Here is a 20,108-nt window from a genome sequence, read left to right as displayed (position 1 = left end):
AACTAAGAAAAATGATCATAATACCAGCAATAGATATTATAGGTGGTAAAGCGGTAAGGCTTACACAAGGAGACTACGGTAGAAAGACAGAATATGCAGATAATCCTGCAACTGTTGCCAAGCAATTTGAGGCTGCTGGCCTAAAAAATCTCCATGTGGTAGATTTAGAAGGTGCAAAGGCTAGTCAACCCGTTAACCTTCAAACACTCCAAGAAATAACCTCTCAAACAACTTTAAATGTGGATTTTGGCGGTGGCGTTAAGTCAGATGAGTCTATCCAAAAGGTTTTCGCCGCTGGAGCTCAACACGTGACTGCGGGTAGTATTGCTGTAAAGAATAAGCCATTAGTGAAATCTTGGATTGACCGATATGGCGCTGAAAAAATCATTCTTGGTGCAGATGTTCAAAATGAAAAGATTGCCATTAACGGCTGGCAAGAGGATTCCGGGCTGGATTTATTCGAGTTTTTGGAAGAATACATCGAAATGGGTGTTACACATACAATTTGTACCGATGTCAGTAAGGATGGCTTATTACAAGGGCCTGCCTTCGACCTGTATAGAAAAATTCAAGAGGCTTTTCCAAACCTTAAACTAATCGCTAGTGGAGGAGTTTCGTCACTAGCCGATCTAAAAGCATTAAAGGAAATGGGAGTTTATGGCACCATTGTCGGCAAGGCATATTATGAAGGAAGGATTTCACTAGAGGAGCTAGCAGCCCTCGAAAACCAAGAAAAGTAAGTGTTAACGAAGAGAATTATACCCTGTTTAGATATTAAAGACGGTAGAACCGTCAAAGGTGTCAACTTTGTGGGTTTAAGAGATGCTGGTGATCCTGTGGAGTTAGCGGCTACTTATGCTAAAGAAGGAGCAGATGAGCTCGTTTTCTTAGATATAACAGCCACTGTAGAGAAACGAAAGACACTTGTGGAGCTTGTGAGGCGTGTAGCTTCGCAAATAAACATCCCTTTTACTGTAGGTGGAGGAATTAGCTCTAAAGAAGATGTTTCTGCGCTCTTGAATGCTGGTGCTGATAAAATATCGATCAACTCTTCTGCGGTAAAGCGTCCAGAACTTATTAATGAGTTAGCATTGGAGTTTGGTAGTCAGTGTGTGGTAGTGGCTATTGATACACGCTTTGTAGAAGGTGAACACATCGTACATGTCAGAGGTGGCAGAACGGCTACTTCATTGAGAACACTAGCTTGGGCAAGAGAAGTAGTAGAAAGAGGAGCAGGCGAAATACTCTTAACTTCCATGGATCACGATGGTACTAAAGCTGGCTTCGCAGATGAGCTCACTGCGCAGATTTCTGAAATGCTTTCAGTACCGGTAATTGCCTCTGGTGGTGCGGGTAAAATGGAGCACTTCCTAGACACATTCACGAAGGGTAAAGCTGATGCAGCCTTAGCCGCAAGCATCTTTCATTTTAAAGAAATTGGGGTGCCAGAACTTAAGTCATTCCTATCATCAAAAGACATCCCAGTAAGGATAACACAATGAGAATTTTTGAATCAATTGATCAGGTAAATTTCGAGAAAAATGACGGCCTTATTCCAGCCGTAATTCAGGATGCCCAAACCCGAAATGTACTCATGCTTGGGTACATGGATAAGGCGGCTTTAGCGCAAACTTTGGAGACCAAAAGAGTGACCTTTTTTAGTCGTTCAAAACAGCGACTTTGGGTGAAAGGAGAGACCTCTAAAAACTACTTGAATTTGGTGAGTTTACACCTGGACTGTGACGACGATTCGCTGCTGGTAAAAGTAAATCCAGAAGGGCCGACTTGTCATAAAGGTGATGATACATGTTGGGCTGAAGTCAATGAAAACCCTTCGGCATTTCTCGATTATTTAGGCGAGGTAATTAAGCGTCGTAAGTCAGATTCTCCGGAAGAATCTTATACAGCAAGTCTATTTGCAAAAGGAATAAATAAGGTAGCGCAAAAGGTCGGAGAGGAGGCTGTTGAACTTGTGATAGAAGCAAAGGATAACGACGCGGACCTATTTAAAAATGAAGCGGCTGACCTGTTATTTCACTATTTAATGCTCTTAGAAATTAAAGACTTCTCACTAAACGATATTATTCAAGTGCTTAAAGAAAGACATAAGTAATATATCTTTAACTAATTGATTAAAAATTAAATATGATAAATATTTAGACTTGTCTAAAAATTGAAAATTTCAAAAAATGCCTAATTATCCTCTTCTTAGAATGTTTAAATGGCTAAATTAATAGTTATGAAAAAGACACTCACAATTCTAACCACACTACTGCTAGCGCTTCCTGCTTTGGCGCAAGAAGAAACCAAAGAAATGGGCAACATTGTAACGGATAGACCAACACAATCGGTCTCTGCCTTCACTGTTGGAAAAGGAATTTTCCAAGTAGAAACGGGGTTTGCCTTACAAGTAGAGAATGCATTCTTTGCTGATTTTAGTATGCCAGGTTCGATGGTTTTCCCTGCGGATTTTCAAGCGATAACATACAATACAACTTTACTTCGCTACGGAATTTCTGATAGAGTTGAACTAAGGTTTGGACAAAATTTAGGACGTACAAGAGTAGTGGCAGATGGGGATCTTTTAGCAAAGTCAGATGCACTTTTTATACCCACTTCTTTAGGGGCAAAAGTAAACTTGTTAGACCCCGTTGGAGCACGCCCAGCTATCTCATTTGTGGGTCAAATTTCTGGTCCTCTTTTTTCTGATTTAGAGCTTGGCACTGACTTGGAATTTAGGTTTAATTTCGCGCATCAGTTGAATGAAAATTTGAGTGTTGGTTACAACATTGGCGGGGTCGTAAATACCAACGCAAATGATAACAGTTTCACAGGACTTTACACGGCAGTATTAGGTTACAGTATTACACCAAAATTGGCAGCATTCGCTGAGTTTTTTGGCTTCTTAAATTCCGGACAAGGTCAGAATGACCATCAAATAGATTTCGGTTTAACCTATTTAGTTAATTCCAATTTTCAGTTAGACGTATACGGCGGTTCAGGATTATCTGATATTTCTCCAGATACACTTTTTGGTTTTGGTTTTAGTGCTAGAATTCCGAAAAACTGATTCTATATTTGGCCATGCCAAATCAATCTTCGCGAAAAATTATGATGGTCAGACCGAAGAATTTCGGTTTCGATTATACAACAGCAGCTTCTAATGCATTTCAAGATGAGTCAGGTGCCAATGCAGTAGACGAAATCATCCAAAATGCCATAATTGAATTTGATCACGCAGTAGCAGCGCTTAACGATAAGGGTGTTGCAGTAAAAGTGATACAGGATACGGAGTCGCCGAAGAAACCAAATGCCGTTTTTCCTAATAACTGGGTTTCCTTTCATGATGATAAGGTCATTTTATACCCCATGCAGGCTGAAAATAGACGGTGGGAGCGAAGAGCAGACATCCTGAGTGAGTTAGAAGCCGATGGATTAAATCTCGGAGAAGTAGTGGATATCTCTCATTATGAGCAAGAAGACAAATTTCTTGAAAGCACTGGAAGTATGGTGCTCGACTATAAGAACAAACGAGCTTATGCCTGCCTGTCTACTAGAACTCATGAGCAAGTCTTAGAAGAGTTTAGTGAGTTGACAGGTTTTGAACTTGTGATATTCAACGCTTTCGACAAAAACAAAGTGCCTGTTTATCATACCAATGTTTTAATGTGCATAGGATCGACATATGCCGTCATATGTTTAGAAGCTATTCCTATGGCAGAAAGAGAATCAATTCAAAATAAACTGAGGGATACTGGGCATGAGATCGTGCCTTTGACTATGGATCAAATGTATGCCTTTGCGGGGAACATGCTGGAAGTTGAAAATAGTCAGGGACAACGGATTTTAGTGATGTCTGACAGTGCTTTCAATAGCTTGACTGAATTGCAAAAGAGTAAACTGAATGAACATGCTGAAATTTTGTCTGTGGCTATTCCTACCATTGAAAAGTACGGTGGAGGCAGTGTGCGATGTATGATGTGTAGATTAGTCTGATCTGCTGAAAAAATTATGTGAAATACATAAAATTTGTGTCTTATCTAGAATCCTCCAAAGCAGATTGTTCTGGGTAATTTCCTAATGACCAGAATTTTATTTTGCGAGAGATCGGCACTGACCTTTTTAAATTCTGACTGCAAACGTGGCGAACGAAATATCTTGTAACTACCTGATATTTAAGAGTTAAGGTTTCGTTTCGCGTAGAATATTCTTACCTTTGCGCCCGCTTTAGAAGAAAGTGCTGATGAATATTGAAGTAGATTTTGAAGAGAGGTTAAACATTGTTTCCGGAAGGATTTCCGGCGAATTAACCAGAGAGATTGCAAAGCATTATTTCACAGAGGTTGGTGAGATAGCAGCGAGCCAAAGCTGCAATAGAGTCTTAACAGACGTAAGAGATGCGGATATCAATGTTACTCAAGATGATATGCGTACGCTCGCGAAAGAGCTTGTTCAGATAGGGTTGAGTTCTTCATATAGAAGAGCCATCGTGTTGAGAGAAGATGTGAGTGTGTATAAAGAGTGGGAAAATCACTGTTTTACCGCAGGGCATAAAAACCTGCGACTTTTTGTAGACTGTGATGTGGCCAAAGAGTGGTTATCTGGACATTAAAAAAAAGCCCCGTTTCGAAATTTCGAAATGGGGCTTTCCTGTTTTATTAGAATGGGTTTAATATTTTGCTGGGGTACCCGGTGCAGGAATTGAGTTTTTAATGAATACTCTTATATCTTCATTGGCATTTTTTAAATCCTCTGCCCTTAAATACATCATATGGCCACTTCGGTAGCCTTTAAAACTCATTCTGTCTTTTAATTTTCCGCTAGGGTCCATATGCCACATGTTATACTTGGCGTTAAAGTAGGTAGTGGCTCCATCATAATAGCCGCTCTGGGTCATTACATGTAAGTAAGGATTCATAGCCATGGCTTGTCTCAGGTTTTCACCAGTATTATCACCACTTCTATCCCATGGGTTCACAGGGCCGAACATGTTATACTTCATATCCGTTTTGAAATTCAAGTAATTCTGGAAATATCCATTGATAGCGGGTGTGAAAGAATGTAGCCAAGACGTCAATTCAGAATTGAAATCTGGTCGCATACCAGCGTCCATTCGGTCAACTCCTTTGTAACGAGAATCTAAGCGGCCAACGGTGTGTCCTTCTTCTCTTAATAACTCTTTCCAGAAAAATCCAGTTGGTACATCCAAGTTATGTTGTCTGATTACCTTCTCATTTAAACCAGAGTAGCGCGAGAAATTTCTAATGGCTTCATTTTTCTCTGCTTCAGTTGCCCAAGCCCCTTTGGCCATCACAGGCAAGAGTTTGTTCATTGTATACGATTCTGCTTCTTCTAAAACTTCTAGTAAGTCTTTAGACTGTAAATCGGAAGGTAATGCTTTATGGTACCATGCGGCTGCCGCGTAATATGGCAAACGATTAGCCATACCAACTGGGCCATCCCTGTCTATGCCTAAATCGGTAGGAGAAACTAGAATTACTCCGTTTAGGTACATCCAATTACTGTTTTGAAGGCGATAAGCCAAACCTGAAACTCTGGTTGTACCATAGCTTTCACCAATCAAGAATTTTGGTGAGTTCCAACGATTCTGGCGTGTCACGAAAGTGTTGATCCACTCCGAGAGATAAGCAATATCCTGATTTACCCCAAAAAACTGCGATCTTTTGGCTTTCGGATCTACTATTCTGGAGTAGCCAGTATTTACAGGGTTTACAAATACGATATCGGCTACATCAAGGATTGAATGTGGATTATCTTTTACTCCATAAGGCTGAATTGGGTAACCCTCATCGTCAATTTTCAGAATTTTTGGCCCCGTATAGGCCAAATGCATCCAAACAGAGGCAGAACCAGGTCCACCATTAAATGAAATGACTAGAGGCCGAGTATCCTTGTCTTTGACATCAGTTCTTTCATAATAAGTGTAGAAAAGTGTGGCGATCGGGTGCCCATCTTCAGCCCAAACAGGTTGTGTGCCCACAGTTGCCGAATAGGGGACCTTTTTGCCCTTAATCGTCACTTCATGATTTGTAACTACTGCCGATTGTATGGGTATGTCCCGACTTTGACCGAATGAGGCTACGCTGTAAATGATCAAAGCGAAGGCTATAAGTATTTTTCTGGTTTTCATAATGTTTCTGATTAGAGGCTAACACCTATTTATTCGTAAAACGATTCGCTTTTTTCATGCCCTTGTTGAGCTTTGGAATCGCTGTTTTCATCACGGATTGAGTTTCTTTCTCCAACTTGCCGATCATTGACTTATAATAATCGTATTGCGCTTGCTGATCGCCACTCCATGGGCCAATCCATCCACTTACACCAAAATAGACAGATCGCGTACGACTAAGTAGCTCGTTGTACTTTCTGTTCAATTCAATTATTGGTGCTGCAGCGTCTTCATTGTACTTTATTTTTTCACTGTTTAACTTATTCAAATGCCATTGCATTTTTTGAGCACCGAGCATACCATCTATGATTTCTTCATATAGGCGACCTATTTTAAAGAGTGACGCTGTCCATGCTTTACGAACGTTGAAGTCGACATCTAATCGGCTGTCGTCCATTACCTTGAATTGCTGCTCATAAGTCTGCCCATTGACCACTAATTTGGCAACATAAATACCTGGTACTACTTGAGGACCATTAAGTCCGAAGCCTCTTCTGCCGCGTCTGTCATTATTGGGATCAATATTTCCAGATTTGAAGCTTTGGTGGGTAAAGCCCCAATAAACACGCTGTATTCCAGCTTTTCTTCCAGCATTTACCTCTTGGATAAGGTTTCCATCTACGTCATGTATGGTTAAGCTAATCTGGTCTTTCGCTATATCATCCTTTAAGTAGATGTCTATCATAGCACCGCGTCGAGGGTTTTCGCCTCGGTAGTACATATCTCCAGTATGAGCACCGCCGATATTATAGTTAATGATTTCGGCATCCGGAATTGTAAATAGTGCCGCTTCATTGTTAATGACACTTCCTAATTCTTGGATCGCATTTAAGTTGTCAAGAATCCAAACACCTCTACCATGTGTACCAAGCACCAAATCATTGTCTCTTGGATGAATCACCAAATCGTTAAAAGGAAGGGTTGGCATGTTGTTTTTCAATTCAACCCAATTTCTACCCCCGTTTACAGTGACAAATAAGCCGATTTCTGTTCCTAGATAAAGAACATTAGGGTTTTTAGGGTCTTCTCTTAAAGTTCTCGCAACACGATTTTTTGGAAGATCTCCGACTACCGATGCCCAACTTTGACCGAAATCGGTGGTTTTATAGACGTAATTATTGAAGTCATTATTTCGGTAATTATTGATCGCCACGTAGGCCGTTCCTGCCTCATGTGAAGAAGTCTCTATAGTGTTAATCCATGTTTCTTTTGGTAAACCAGGTAATCGATCACTCACGTTTGTCCAGTTTTTACCATCGTCCGCAGAGATTTGAACCAATCCGTCATCCGTTCCCACGTAGAGCATGCCTTGTTTCTTTTTTGACTCTGCTACAGCGGTAAGTGTAGGATAGTAGGGGATACCGTCATCCAAAGAATGCGTGCTGGTATCAGCTCTTTGACCCATAATGGTTAATTCACGACGATTCACTCTTGTGGTTAAATCACCCAGGCTTTTCCAAGAAGCACCGCCATCAGTACTTTTCCATAATTGTTCTGTACCAGCATAAATGGTATTAGCATCGTGGTAGGATAGAAAGAAAGGACCATCCCAGTTTCCTGGTGCCATAGCGTTTCCGAGTTCTGGTTCTGGTTCACCAGGCCCCCAAGCTGTCCAATTTCTTCGAGCACCAATTCTTCCTTGTAGATCGCCAGGTCGGATGGACTGTCTTTGTCCGTTTTTCTTATTCAGTCTGGAAAGCCCTAGGTATTGAGATTCTGTATATACAATGTCAGGGTCAGTGTGATGCACTAAGTTTAAGAAACCATCACCACCACCAATCTTTTTCCAGTCTTCGTTTAAGATACCAGCGCTTCTATAAGTTTGACTTGGTCCATACCAGCTTCCGTTATCTTGAAGCCCACCGTAAACATTGTACGGCTTAGCCATATCTACTGCTACTCTGTAAAACTGGCTCACAGGTAAATTAGTGTAGAAAAGCCATTTTTGGCCTCTATCGTAAGAAATACCAATTCCACCATCATCACCTTTCATTACATGACGAGAATCTTTAGGGTTTACCCAGAATATTCGATCGTCTCCATGTAAGGATTGTCTCGCTGGTCTAAATGTTCGGCCACTATCGCTAGAATAGCTGTATTGGTTCATCATGTAGATTCTTGATGCGTCGCTAGGATCAACTAGCGGTTGGCTGGCATACATTGGTCTAGGGTTCCAATTACTCATGAATTCCCAAGTTTCACCTTTGTCTTTCGAGCGGTAAAGACCAGCCCTTCTTTCGTTGTATGCCGTAGAGGCGTTGTATTGAAAACCTTGTTCTACAGATACATAAACAATATTCGGGTCGCTTTGGAAGATGGAAATACCGATTCTACCATAATCACCTTCAGGTAATCCAGTTCTTAATTCTTTCCAAGATTTTCCGCCATCAGTAGATTTATGCAAACCACTACCTGGGCCACCACCATGAAAACCAAAAGGTTTTCTTCGCCTTTGATAAGTAGCGGCATAAACAATTTCAGGGTTTTCAGGGTCGATAGCTACATCTACCACGCCAGTATCATCGTTAACAAAGATTTGTCGTTCCCAAGTCTCACCTCCGTCGGTTGACTTATATAGGCCTCTTTCATTATTTGGTCCCCATAAATGCCCCATGGCTGCTACATAAACGATACTAGAGTCGGTTGGATGTAGGGCTACTCTACCAATGTGGTGAGAATCTTTTAAGCCCATATTCTTCCAGGTTTTACCGCCATCAGTTGACTTGTAAATACCGTCACCCCAAGATGAGCTTTGTCTGTTTGCCCGAGATCCGGTCCCTGCCCAAACAATATTCGTGTGTTCTTGATGAACTGCGATGGCTCCCATAGAATGGGTGCTTTCGTTTTCGAAAACTGGTGTCATGGTTACACCATTGTTGGTAGTCTTCCAAATACCGCCGGTCGCGGTAGCCACATAAAAAGTATATGGGTCTTTATTAACGACTGCTAGGTCCACAACACGACCACTCATAGCCGCAGGGCCAATATTTCTGAGTCGTAGTCCGCTGAGCGTTTCAGAAGTTAGATTTTGTGCAAGGACTAAAGGCGAGCAAATCGCGAATAGTGCCAAGAAGGTTAGGGTCTTTTTTAGCATTATGAGTTGAATTCTTTTATAGCCTGAATTTAAGCATCAACTCGGATAGGTGTAGTTACTTTTTTAGGAATGGTAATAAAGAAACCTTACTTGATCATAGGGCTGGTTTTAAACAAGCAGGAATTATCAATACGCCTGTTTGATTTTTTCTAGAATTACTCCAATTGAGTTTCTTATGACAGCCGTTGGCGCTGTGTAGTGATTGGCCATGATAACGAAAATAAGCGTTTTGCCTTTTTCTGTCTTGATATAACCAGCCAAGCTGTGGTTATTACTGAGTGTGCCCGTTTTAGCATAAACATAAGGGCCATACCAATCTTCTAGAGAACCCGAAACACCACCTTGAGGCAGGAGTGGTAAAATACTGGCTTCATCTGAGGAGGAAAGTAGTTGGATTAATTCATCTGGTGAGAACATATTGTATCTCGAAAGTCCAGATCCATCTCTCCAAATTAGTTCACTGCCTTGCAACTGTTCTTCCCTGAGGATAATATTAGGCTCTTTTAGCCTCGATAACGTCGATTTAGAGCTTAGTGTGTCGCTTGAAGCACCACTGATCATTAAAAGAATTTGTTCTGCAAAGAGATTGTCGCTCGGTTGAAGCATCCATTTGTAGAGACTATCAGCTCTAACACCTGCAAGTGTTTCGAAACGTTCTGGCCTTGTAAGTTTATCAATTTGCTTGATCTCCTTGCCAGCCGCATTGCTCAGTAGGTCGATGAATAAACCATCGGAATATTTAAATGGCCTTACAAGGGTGTCAATTGTCAATGTATCCGAAGCCGTCAAGGCTTTGTATTTGATTTCGTATTCGTTCAAAAATTCATTTCTAGATATTCTACTTCTTGTATCTGTAGAATCATTTTCCGTAAACTTTAGCAAATCATAAGTAGGAGAGGTGATGAACTTCTTTTTAGCGTTGTCAATAATTACCTGAACGCTATTGCCATAGATTGGAAATAAGGATTTCTCGGCTCCGTAATAGGCATTATAATCGTCCCATCCCCAGCCTGGGCCAAACCGATCATCTTCTATGGGTCTTGACCAATAATAGAGCTTTTTTTTAGTTTGTGAAAGAAAGTCAATTACTGTTGAATCTGGGTGATCTGGATGGAGTGTTAGAGGGTAGCCTGTACTCCAAAAAATCAAAGAGTCCCCAGACGTGTAGTATTCTAGTGCTGGTAGTCTTTCTGGCAGGTTTTGGACACCTGCTTGATAGGTGAAAAGTTTGGTGGTAGATGCCGGTGTCATGTACTTATCGGCATAGTGAGCTGCAATAGTCTTTTCTTTACTGGGATCGTATAAAGTGAAACCAATAAAAGCGTTTTCAAACCCAGGAAGTGTTTTTAGATCTTTTAGGATTTTCCTTTTCGGGTATTTCTGTCCGTAACTCGAAATTGAGGATAAAAGGAGTAAACTTAATAAGCAGCAGATGCCTCGCTTCATGGCATAAAGTTAACCACAGAAGTGAAAGCGAAAAAAAGGGATTGCTAAAGCAATCCCTGAGCTATCATTGAGTCGGCTACTTTAATGAATCCAGCTATGTTGGCTCCACTCATGTAGTCATTATTGGCTTTGTATTTCTGTGCAGCGTGCAGGCAGCTATCGTGAATGTTTTTCATTATCACTTGTAGCCTTCTGTCTACTTCTTCGCTTGTCCAGTGTGAACCAGAGTAATTCTGAACCATTTCCAAGCCTGAAGTGGCCACGCCACCAGCATTCGATGCCTTTCCTGGCGCATACATAACGCCGTTGTCTCTTAAAATATTAATGGCCTCAGGCGTACAAGGCATATTGGCACCTTCTGCCACCAGCTTGACATTACCTTGGATCAGGTTGTTTGCATCATGTTCATTGAGCTCATTTTGCGTGGCACAAGGGAAAGCGCAATCTGCTGCATGTTTCCAAATCGGGTTATAATCAAGTGATCTGTCCGTAGCGGTATATGTTGCTGAAGAATACTTATCTGCGTATTCTGCTATGCGGCCTCTTCTTTCATTCTTTAAATCCTTGATGAATTCAAGCTTTTCTGCGTCTATGCCAGCTTCGTCATAGATGTATCCTGAGGAATCAGATGCTGTTACGACTTTTCCTCCTAGTTCAGTAATCTTCTCTATGGCATACTGTGCTACATTACCTGAGCCTGAAACAATGCAAGTTTTTCCTTCCAAAGAATCATTGATGTTTTCTAGCATATATTGAGAGAAGTAAATGAGTCCATAGCCTGTAGCTTCTGGTCTTATTAAACTACCGCCCCACTTTACACCTTTGCCAGTAAGTACCCCTGAAAACTGGTTCTCGATTTTGCGATACATGCCGTACATGTAGCCGATTTCTCGTCCACCAACACCGATATCACCGGCGGGAATGTCAATTCTATGTCCGATGTGCTTTGAAAGCTCGAGCATAAAGTTCTGACAAAAGCGCATGACTTCACCATCTGACTTACCCTTGGGATCGAAATTTGAACCACCTTTACCACCACCCAGTGGGAGACTAGTTAAGGCATTTTTAAAGATCTGTTCGAAGCCTAAAAATTTAAGAATACTTTGATTTACCGAAGGGTGAAAACGAAGCCCACCTTTGAAAGGCCCGATCGCGCTATTCATCTGAACGCGATAACCTCTGTTAACTTGAGGTATGCCGTTGTCATCGACCCAGGTGACTCGAAAACTAATCACCCTTTCAGGCTCGACCATCCTATCGAATACACGATTTACGCGGTATTCTTCATGTTTTTCAATGACGGGAAGCACACTTTCGTATACCTCGTAAACAGCCTGGTGAAACTCAGTTTCTCCTGGATTGTTCTGCTTTAGTTGGTTCATAAAAGAGTCCTCCATTACTCCATGAACCAGTCCATTATCCATTTCCATTAAAGTTTGTTATGATTTCAATTGAAGTGATAACGTCTTTTTTCACTCCATAACTAGGATGAATGTAAGGATTTTTTGAATAAAAAAACCTGAACAAACTGCTCAGGTGATTTTTATCTTTTCGTTGGTCGTTTAGACTATTTTATTTGAGTTTTCAGTCATAGAAAACGGCCATTTCTTCCAAAGATTTTCTTCTGTTATTGGGTACATAAACCTCATCTGCTTCGTAACCAATCGGAAGTAATAAAAATGCCCTTTCGTTATCTGGTCTCTTCAGAATCTTTTGAAGAAAATTCATCGGACTTGGCGTATGCGTCAGCGTCACTAGCCCTGCATTGTGTATAGCAGTGATTAGCATTCCAGCTGCTAAACCTACTGATTCATTGACATAATAATTTTGACGCTTTTTGCCATCAGGTTCATATTCAAATGGTCTTTTAAAAACTATGACCAGGTATGGCGCTATTTCTAAAAATGGTTTTTCCCAATCTGTGGCCATAGGTTTTAGGTCGTCGAGCCATTCTTGACTCATACGTTTGGTATAACTTTCGTATTCTTCTTTTTCGGCTGCCTCCCTGATTTTCTTTTTGATTTCTGGATTTGTGACCACGCAAAATGTCCAGGGTTGTTTATGGGCACCAGAAGGTGCGGTAGAGGCAGAGAGTAATATGTTTTCGATTACCTCTTTTGGAACGGGTTTATCTGAAAATTCCCTTACTGATCGCCTTGTTTCCATCCAATCGTAGAACTTCTGGCTTCTTTCAGTCATTTCTTCATGGGAGTACTGAACATGGCTGTATTTTACATGTTCAAAACCCTCAATGATTTTAATTCCCTCCTTCTTTTCCATAGGTATTTCTTAGAAAGTGAAGTTAGGAAATCTTGTTTAAGGTGTTTGAAGTAATTCAGGCTTTGGGTGTAGGGTAGTGGACATAATAATCGAGCTTTTTTCTCAAAAGCAAAAAAGAACCCCAGCCGCGTAACAGCCAGGGCACGATTTGGATGTATAAATCCCACGAGTGGGATACTTTAAAGACGGCCCTAATTGAAGTATGTTTCTCAGGGGGTCTTAATTTTTTTGTTTTTCGCCTAGATAATTCTCTTTCTGACTTTTTCGATTCCACCTATCGTGTAAATAACTACCGCCAAGCCAAGGCTTCGATAAATGAACTCCATATTCCCCCAAAGGCTAAAATTAGGATCTGCAACACTTCCAAGTCCTAGGATTTGATATCCATATGGGTGATAAGGTGCATATTTCCAGCCTTGTACAAGGATCATAAAGGATATAAAACCTGCAATTCCTATACCTAGTGGAAGAATTAGATTCTTAAACCTTTGGCTTAACCAAAACTGAATGGATGCATAACCCATTGTGGCTAAAAATACTTTGAAACTAAGTTTGAAGAATATGCTGATACCAAATGCCTGATCGAAACCTAACTCCGGAGCCGCTACCTTGAGTATATACCCGACTAAAACAGTGAATGTTCCGAACAACATAAGACTGGAGAAAATCATAAAGGCAAATACCTTAACTTTTGATAAGTACACCACCGTTCTGGAAAGGGGTTGCGTGTAGATTAACTTCCATGTATTTGAGTTGTACTCGATACTATTTACAAATAGTGCAACGATCATCACGAAAAACGGAAATAGAAAGTTGGCAGGATCGATTGAGAACTGTAAAAGCTTTGACCATGGGTTTCCGCCTTCGGCCATAATCACATCACCTCGTGACAGAAAAATGATCAGGTTGATAACAGGGATAAAGGCCGGAGCCAAAATCAAAAACCAAAGGATGAAAGTCCTTCTAAACTTATATAACTCGGCGGATATGCCTCTTTTTAGTGCTATTGCTGAATTCATTGGTCTAGTTTTTTAGTGATGTTTAAGAATATTGATTCAAGGTTCTGTTCAGAAGTCTTCAATTGGAAAATGTCCAAATCTCCAGTAACCAATGATTTGTTAATCTTCGCTACCTCTTTTTTCGATTCAATTGGAACGTGGATTGATCGTCCGTTCTCCTCTGAGATGGTGTAATTCAAATCTCTGAGTATTTGAGCTGCCTTTTTGACTTCATCTACTTCTATAATTAGTTCGATTCCGCTGCCTTGTTGCTGAAGACCATCAAGCTTGCCTTGGTACAAGATTTTGCCCTCATCGATAATCGCGACATCTGTAGCTAATTTTTCAATTTCTGAGAGGATATGGCTCGAAAGGAAAATCGTTTTTCCGTGTTCTCGATTCAACTCTAGAATTAGCTCCCTCATTTCGATGATGCCACTTGGGTCCAAACCATTTGTCGGTTCATCTAAGATTAATAGATCTGGATCGGTGAGCAGGGCAGATGCCAATCCTAGCCTTTGGCACATGCCTAAAGAATAGTTCTTAGCTTTTTTATCTGCGTTATCTACCAAGCGAACAATTTTTAAGACTTCTTGAATGCGACTCTTTGGTACATTCACCATTTTTCGAATCACTTCAAGGTTTTGTCTTCCTGATAAGTGCTTGTAGATCGACGGGTTTTCGATCAAAGCGCCAACTTTTCCGAGTATTTCCACCTTGTTCTGAAGTAAGTCTTTGCCGAAGATTTTCACTTGACCAGGCTTGGAATGAAACAGGTCTAGAAGAATCCTAATCGTAGTGGTTTTACCGGCACCATTTGGTCCGAGGAAACCAAAAATACTCCCTTGCGGAACATTGAGGTTAATTTGGTCTAGTGCTTTAAACTCCTTGAAATAGAAGTCGAGACCTGTGGTTTGAATAATTGGTTCTGACATAGCTTTTGGTATTTGCTAAGATGACGCTCACTTTTCGCCGTTTGATAACTGGATTTTTTTTTAATCGATCAAATCGGTGATTCTCTAGATGAATTGGAATTAACAATCTGCGACATAGACTGGGGGAGTAACGGTAAATTGCTCGGGTTGGAAAATACTTATTGAAAACCCTACTTTTATTCCATGCTTTCCACAAAAAAATGGTTGGAGAAGAATTACAGGACAGTAGTCATTGTATTTATACATGTACTGGCCTGGGGCTTATATCTGGGTTTTTACGGCTTTTCATACGTGCAAAGAAATATGGATGGAAACTTTAGGTTGCTCTTTGTTTTGTCTGTAATCATTACCGATGGACCTATCTTTTACTACTATTACCTAAGAGGAATCCCTCGCTTACTGGTAGGTAAAAAAGTCTGGAAATTTTTGCTGATTACCATCGCAATAGTGGCGATTTACCCTTTAGCTAGGTACGGCTTAGATTTATACTTTATCGAGTTCTATAAACAAGTAGCGCCACTTACGAACTTGGCACCAACTGATTTTTGGGTGGTTTACAGTATACGCGCCCTTGCTGCACTATTTGTTATTGCGGTGGCTGGTATTGGTAAATTTACGTTTGATTGGTTTGAGAATTCTAGGATTCGAAGAGAGCTAGAAAACCAGAATCTAATCAGTGAACTGGCTTTTCTAAAATCCCAGATTAACCCGCACTTTCTATTCAATACCCTAAACAATATCCATACACTAGCTTATAAAAAGGCCGCAGGTGCACCAGAGGCCATTATGAAGTTATCTGAGTTAATGCGGTATATGATTTATGAATCAGATATGAGTTTTGTGCCATTGGCTAAGGAAATCCAACACTTAAAGCGGTTTATAGACTTACAAGAATTAAGATTTAAACAGAAGGAGATTGTCAACTTGGAGATCATCGGAGAGATCGGTACACGAGAAATAGCACCATTATTACTCTTGCCTTTTATAGAAAATGCTTTTAAGCACGGTTATGATCTAAATCGAAAAGGCGCAATTCGGGCTAAGCTGATAGTTGGTAAAGAGATCGTCTATCAGGTCGAAAATAGACTGCCAGATCACAATCAAGCAATTCAAAAGGATCAGGTAGGTGGTATAGGGTTAGAAAACGTTAAAAGAAGATTGGAATTAATCTATCCTAAAAAACACACTTTTACAGCAGAAGAATCGTCTAATCATTTTACAGTGAGCCTTACGTTAGAAGATCATGGATAAAATTACTTGTTTGATCGTGGATGATGAGCCCTTGGCTATCGAGATACTGGAAGAATACGTTAAGAAAGTGCCATGGCTATCACTTAAAGGCGTATTTGATGCTGGTATGGATGTTATTGAGTACTTGAATAACGAAACGGTAGATTTAATTTTCCTTGATATTCAAATGCCAGATTTATCGGGAATTCAAGTGGCTGAACTAACTAAAGGGAAGTGTGATGTGATTTTTACAACGGCATACAATGAGTACGCTGTGGAAGGCTTTGAATTGGCAGCAAAAGACTATCTCTTAAAGCCCATTTCCTTTGAGAGGTTTCTAAAGTCGGTTCAAAGGCTACAAGTTGAAAAGGAAGCGAAAGCAGATGTAAAATCTGACTACATTTTTGTGAAGGTCGAGTATAAGATCAAGAAAATTCGCCTTGATGAGATTCAGTATATAGAAGGGATGAAAGACTATTTGAGAATAGTCTTAATAGACGAGAAAGTTATGACGCTTCAAAGCTTTTCCAAGCTGATGCCTGCCTTACCAAGCGATCGGTTTATACGAGTTCATAAATCTTTTGTGGTTTCAATAGACGCAATTGATAGTGTGGAAAAGGGGAAAATCAGAATTAATGACCAATTAATCCCTATCAGCGAAACTTACAAAGAGGCCTTCAATAAAGTACTAAAAGATCGAACTGTCTAGGTGTAAACTTCTATCTAAGTTTTTGGCCAGAAAAAGATTTAGTTCTTGGTAGAAATAATCTCAAGTTTCACTAACTCTTGAAAACCACTAACGTTATTTAAAATGGTTCTTTTTTATGATATCAAAACATTAAATGTATCAGAAAGAATAACCTTTTAGTTTCAACATATGTTACAGTGCCATGGAACAAACAACGGCTACAAAAAAGTCTAGAGCAAAGGCAGATCCTGCTAAAAAAATTAAAGAAGGATACATCAAATTCGTCCTCGAAAATGGAGCTAAGCCAGCGTCTATTTTCAAGTTTGTAAAGGAGTTAAAAATCAAAGAATCAGATTTTTACGATGAATTCAATTCTTTTGAAAATATCGAAAAGGCGATTTGGGAAGACCTATTCAACGAAACCGCTAATACGATCAAATCGGAAGAGGTTTATGATGAGTATTCTTCTAGAGAAAAGTTGTTGGCATTTTTCTACACGTGGATCGAAGTATTGAAAACTAACCGAAGTTTCATTTTACAATCTGTTCCACAGAAAATGAAACCAGAATTAACGCCATATTTCTTGGTCGGAGTGAAGGAAGGTTTCAAATCATGGATTGCCGAGGTTTTGCTTGAGGCAAAAGAAACAGAGGAGGTTACGGTACGACCAATAATTAGCGATCGGTACGATGACGCTATATGGTTGCAGTTCCTTTTTATACTCGGTTTTTGGGTGAAAGATGACAGCAAAGGCTTCGAAAAAACGGATGCTGCCATAGAGAAATCTGTAAACTTAGCTTTTGACCTTATGGGTAGAGGCCCGTTAGATGCGATGGTTGACTTTGGAAAGTTTCTTTTTCAGAACAGATAGTCAATAGAGGAGTTATTCTTATCAATTAATGAAAGCGTAGGGAAATGAAGGAGCAAAGTAAAATACCGACTACCAAGGTGCAAAGAGCGGCAAAGTTTGTGTCAACTGGTGCAAAAGTGGGAGGTAATTATGTGAAGCATTACGCCAAAAAGATAGTAAACCCATCTTTGTCCAAAGAAGGTCTGCATCAGGATAACGCCAGAGATATTTACAATTCTTTAAGTGAGTTGAAGGGTAGTGCTTTGAAAGTGGCTCAAATGATGAGCATGGACAAAAACCTCTTACCTACAGCTTATCAGGATAAATTTTCAATGGCGCAGTATAGTGCTCCGCCATTGTCATTTCCTTTAGTGATAAAGACTTTTCAGCAATATCTTAAGAAATCCCCGAGTGCAATTTTTGATACGTTTACAAAAAACGCAGTAAATGCAGCCTCAATTGGTCAAGTTCATAGGGCTACTAAAGATGGAAGGGATTATGCTGTAAAAATTCAGTACCCTGGAGTGGCTGATAGTGTAAAGTCTGACCTGAAACTCGTTCGCCCATTCGCAGTGCGATTGATGAACTTAAACGAGAAAGACTTGGATCACTACATGGAAGAGGTTGAAACCAAGCTCATAGAAGAAACAGATTACCATTTAGAAGTAGAAAGATCGATAGAAATTTCGAAGGCTTGTGGACACATCAAAAACCTAAGATTCCCCGAATACTATCCTGAATTATCTGCGGATAGAATCATTACGATGGACTGGATGGATGGTCGCGTAATGAAGGAGTTTATTCAAGCTAATCCCGATCAAGAAACGAGAAATAAGGTTGGTCAGGCTTTATGGGATTTTTATGATTATCAGATTCATACGCTTAGACAAGTACATGCCGACCCTCATCCTGGGAACTTCATTATTAGTGATGATGGTGTCTTGGGCGTAATTGATTTTGGTTGTGTGAAAGTAATTCCTGATGCTTTTTATGAGCCATATTTCAGGCTTATCCGCAGAGATATGCTAGATGCTGATTCCGATTTAGACAGGTTATTTACTGAGCTTCAGTTTATCTATGAATCAGATACTGCAGAAGATAAAGCTTATTTCTCTTCAGTGATTAAAGATATGATGGGCCTATTGGGTCAGCCTTTCCACCAACATGAGTTTGACTTTGGGGATGATACTTATTTCCAAAAGATTTTTGAAATGGGAGAAGTGATTTCCGAATCCAAGAAATTTAGGGAGTCCGAAAAGGCAAGAGGAGCGAGGGATGGATTGTATATCAACCGTACTTACTTTGGTCTATACAATATTCTCAATGAACTAAAAGCGAAGGTTGTTACTACGAAGCCTGAGTGGGCGGCAAAAGTAGCAGTCTAGTAGTTGACCGAAAGATCATAAGGCAAGGTCATTTGGGCAACGCTTACCGATTTAATCATCATTTTAGAATTGTTGAACACAGCCTCCATCGACTGGTCAAAGTCTGATGGGTTTTTGAGCACTTTTATCAAACTACCTGCTTCATCATAGACCTCAAACTGGATTAGACCTTGTTTGGTCACCTCTTTCATGTCATTGAAGAGCTCAACGCGATTCTTTTGAATATTGCGTTTTACAAATCCAAAAACATTCTCAGAAAGGTTATTCGGCGCTATCTCTGCATTCATAGCACAGGCTGCGAATAAGAGTAAAGCAAATAGATATGTGACAATTCTTTTCATCATCTTAATTGATACATGGCAAACTTGAAACACCCTACTTTGTTAGATAGGTTTTTTTAGGATGGTATTATCAATGTTGTTGGTAGAGAGAAATATGTTGTCGGTCGAATAAGCTTGTAACGTTGAGAGGATCGTGTTAAACTTATTTCGAATGTGAATATAACAATATTGAGCGTATGAGTTATAAATTTTTTAAAATTTCTATTATTCTCCTAATATTCGTGGCTTTTGGTTGTGGTGAATTTAATAGAGGTGAAGAGTCTTGGAAGCTTGTGTATAAGCATGATGCTGAGGGTAATAAGGTCACGGGAGATAAGCAATTATTGATAGACGCAGTTCGAGCCGGTTTACCGGTTAGGGTTGGTTTTGGTGGCAGAAGTAAAGTAGATAGCACTAGGTCTGTGGAGCACATGGCAGACGCTAAGTTCTTGACTATACTGGACGGAGAAGAGGTTTTTGCACAGATAGATCGAATTTTAGGGCAACAACCAATACGATCGGATGGGGAGATGAAATTAAGATTTAGAGATGCCAACCAATGGGTGAAAATTGCCGGAACTAATGGATACTCAACAGGCCTGATGGTTGATTATTTAGCGGATACAGTCGTCAGCCCTTCTACCGATAATTGGAGAGGGGCAAGTTAGTTTGTTAAATATCGAGTTGAAACG

19 protein-coding genes are annotated in these 20,108 nt (G+C 40.2%); 11 read left to right on the top strand and 8 right to left on the bottom strand.

The genetic code is table 11. The annotated features are described in order from the left end of the window. Positions 1 to 11 precede the first annotated feature (11 nt). The 6 genes from hisA to BFP71_RS16955 all read left to right on the top strand — a co-directional run bounded on the left by hisA (position 12) and on the right by BFP71_RS16955 (position 4,612). Positions 12 to 740, top strand: coding sequence for a 1-(5-phosphoribosyl)-5-[(5-phosphoribosylamino)methylideneamino]imidazole-4-carboxamide isomerase (hisA, locus tag BFP71_RS16980; RefSeq protein ID WP_069836615.1), 729 nt, complete (start codon positions 12 to 14; stop codon positions 738 to 740). Further along, complete coding sequence (gene hisF / locus BFP71_RS16975; protein WP_069836614.1) at positions 741 to 1,502, top strand: imidazole glycerol phosphate synthase subunit HisF; 762 nt, start codon at positions 741 to 743, stop codon at positions 1,500 to 1,502. Then, complete coding sequence (gene hisIE, locus BFP71_RS16970; protein WP_069836613.1) at positions 1,499 to 2,113, top strand: bifunctional phosphoribosyl-AMP cyclohydrolase/phosphoribosyl-ATP diphosphatase HisIE; 615 nt, start codon at positions 1,499 to 1,501, stop codon at positions 2,111 to 2,113. Before hisF ends, hisIE begins: the two co-directional genes overlap by 4 nt. Before the next feature lie 126 nt (positions 2,114 to 2,239). Next, a complete protein-coding gene (locus tag BFP71_RS16965; protein ID WP_176723378.1) occupies positions 2,240 to 3,070 on the top strand; it encodes a transporter in 831 nt (276 codons plus the stop codon). Between the two features lie 41 nt (positions 3,071 to 3,111). Next, on the top strand, positions 3,112 to 3,996 hold the full coding sequence (ctlX, locus tag BFP71_RS16960; protein ID WP_245701863.1) for a citrulline utilization hydrolase CtlX: 885 nt from the start codon (positions 3,112 to 3,114) through the stop codon (positions 3,994 to 3,996). Between the two features lie 247 nt (positions 3,997 to 4,243). Continuing rightward, positions 4,244 to 4,612, top strand: a complete 369-nt coding sequence (locus BFP71_RS16955) for a hypothetical protein (RefSeq protein ID WP_069836610.1) — start codon at positions 4,244 to 4,246, stop codon at positions 4,610 to 4,612. Positions 4,613 to 4,669: 57 nt separating this feature from the next. Here BFP71_RS16955 and BFP71_RS16950 read toward each other — a convergent pair whose 3' ends face one another. The 7 genes from BFP71_RS16950 to BFP71_RS16920 all read right to left on the bottom strand — a co-directional run bounded on the left by BFP71_RS16950 (position 4,670) and on the right by BFP71_RS16920 (position 14,943). Then, positions 4,670 to 6,151, bottom strand: coding sequence for a S10 family peptidase (locus tag BFP71_RS16950; protein WP_069836609.1), 1,482 nt, complete (start codon positions 6,149 to 6,151; stop codon positions 4,670 to 4,672). A gap of 25 nt (positions 6,152 to 6,176) precedes the next feature. Then, positions 6,177 to 9,284: a WD40/YVTN/BNR-like repeat-containing protein gene (locus BFP71_RS16945; protein WP_069836608.1), complete on the bottom strand. Its 3,108-nt coding sequence runs from the start codon at positions 9,282 to 9,284 to the stop codon at positions 6,177 to 6,179. Between the two features lie 126 nt (positions 9,285 to 9,410). Beyond that, the gene (locus tag BFP71_RS16940; protein ID WP_069836607.1) at positions 9,411 to 10,730 is read right to left on the bottom strand and encodes a D-alanyl-D-alanine carboxypeptidase; all 1,320 of its coding nucleotides are present in this window, start codon (positions 10,728 to 10,730) and stop codon (positions 9,411 to 9,413) included. A gap of 44 nt (positions 10,731 to 10,774) precedes the next feature. Continuing rightward, entirely contained in the window at positions 10,775 to 12,154 is a 1,380-nt protein-coding gene (gene gdhA, locus BFP71_RS16935; protein WP_394331366.1) for an NADP-specific glutamate dehydrogenase, read from the bottom strand. Between the two features lie 160 nt (positions 12,155 to 12,314). Then, entirely contained in the window at positions 12,315 to 13,010 is a 696-nt protein-coding gene (locus tag BFP71_RS16930) for a nitroreductase family protein (RefSeq protein WP_069836606.1), read from the bottom strand. Between the two features lie 239 nt (positions 13,011 to 13,249). After that, positions 13,250 to 14,029 (bottom strand): ABC transporter permease, encoded by a 780-nt coding sequence (locus tag BFP71_RS16925; protein ID WP_069836605.1) that lies wholly within the window; start codon positions 14,027 to 14,029, stop codon positions 13,250 to 13,252. Then, the gene (locus BFP71_RS16920; RefSeq protein ID WP_069836604.1) at positions 14,026 to 14,943 is read right to left on the bottom strand and encodes an ABC transporter ATP-binding protein; all 918 of its coding nucleotides are present in this window, start codon (positions 14,941 to 14,943) and stop codon (positions 14,026 to 14,028) included. The genes BFP71_RS16925 and BFP71_RS16920 overlap by 4 nt, the downstream gene beginning before the upstream one ends. Before the next feature lie 183 nt (positions 14,944 to 15,126). Here BFP71_RS16920 and BFP71_RS16915 point away from each other — a divergent pair, with 183 nt between their 5' ends. The 4 genes from BFP71_RS16915 to BFP71_RS16900 all read left to right on the top strand — a co-directional run bounded on the left by BFP71_RS16915 (position 15,127) and on the right by BFP71_RS16900 (position 19,096). Continuing rightward, positions 15,127 to 16,194, top strand: coding sequence for a sensor histidine kinase (locus BFP71_RS16915; protein ID WP_069836603.1), 1,068 nt, complete (start codon positions 15,127 to 15,129; stop codon positions 16,192 to 16,194). Continuing rightward, the gene (locus BFP71_RS16910; protein ID WP_069836602.1) at positions 16,187 to 16,882 is read left to right on the top strand and encodes a LytR/AlgR family response regulator transcription factor; all 696 of its coding nucleotides are present in this window, start codon (positions 16,187 to 16,189) and stop codon (positions 16,880 to 16,882) included. The genes BFP71_RS16915 and BFP71_RS16910 overlap by 8 nt, the downstream gene beginning before the upstream one ends. A 181-nt stretch (positions 16,883 to 17,063) precedes the next feature. Further along, entirely contained in the window at positions 17,064 to 17,732 is a 669-nt protein-coding gene (locus tag BFP71_RS16905; protein ID WP_069836601.1) for a TetR family transcriptional regulator C-terminal domain-containing protein, read from the top strand. Between the two features lie 44 nt (positions 17,733 to 17,776). Continuing rightward, entirely contained in the window at positions 17,777 to 19,096 is a 1,320-nt protein-coding gene (locus BFP71_RS16900; protein ID WP_069836600.1) for an ABC1 kinase family protein, read from the top strand. Here BFP71_RS16900 and BFP71_RS16895 read toward each other — a convergent pair. Further along, complete coding sequence (locus tag BFP71_RS16895) at positions 19,093 to 19,440, bottom strand: hypothetical protein (protein WP_069836599.1); 348 nt, start codon at positions 19,438 to 19,440, stop codon at positions 19,093 to 19,095. The two genes, BFP71_RS16900 and BFP71_RS16895, sit on opposite strands and share 4 nt — an antisense overlap. A gap of 173 nt (positions 19,441 to 19,613) precedes the next feature. Between BFP71_RS16895 and BFP71_RS16890 the strand changes: the two genes are divergently transcribed. Continuing rightward, entirely contained in the window at positions 19,614 to 20,084 is a 471-nt protein-coding gene (locus tag BFP71_RS16890) for a hypothetical protein (RefSeq protein WP_069836598.1), read from the top strand. The last annotated feature ends 24 nt before the right edge of the window (positions 20,085 to 20,108 follow it).

It is taken from the genome of Roseivirga misakiensis, from assembly GCF_001747105.1.
Lineage (GTDB): Bacteria > Bacteroidota > Bacteroidia > Cytophagales > Cyclobacteriaceae > Roseivirga > Roseivirga misakiensis.
The sequence above is the reverse complement of the archived record's forward strand: the minus strand, read 5'-3'. Positions and strand labels throughout refer to the sequence as shown.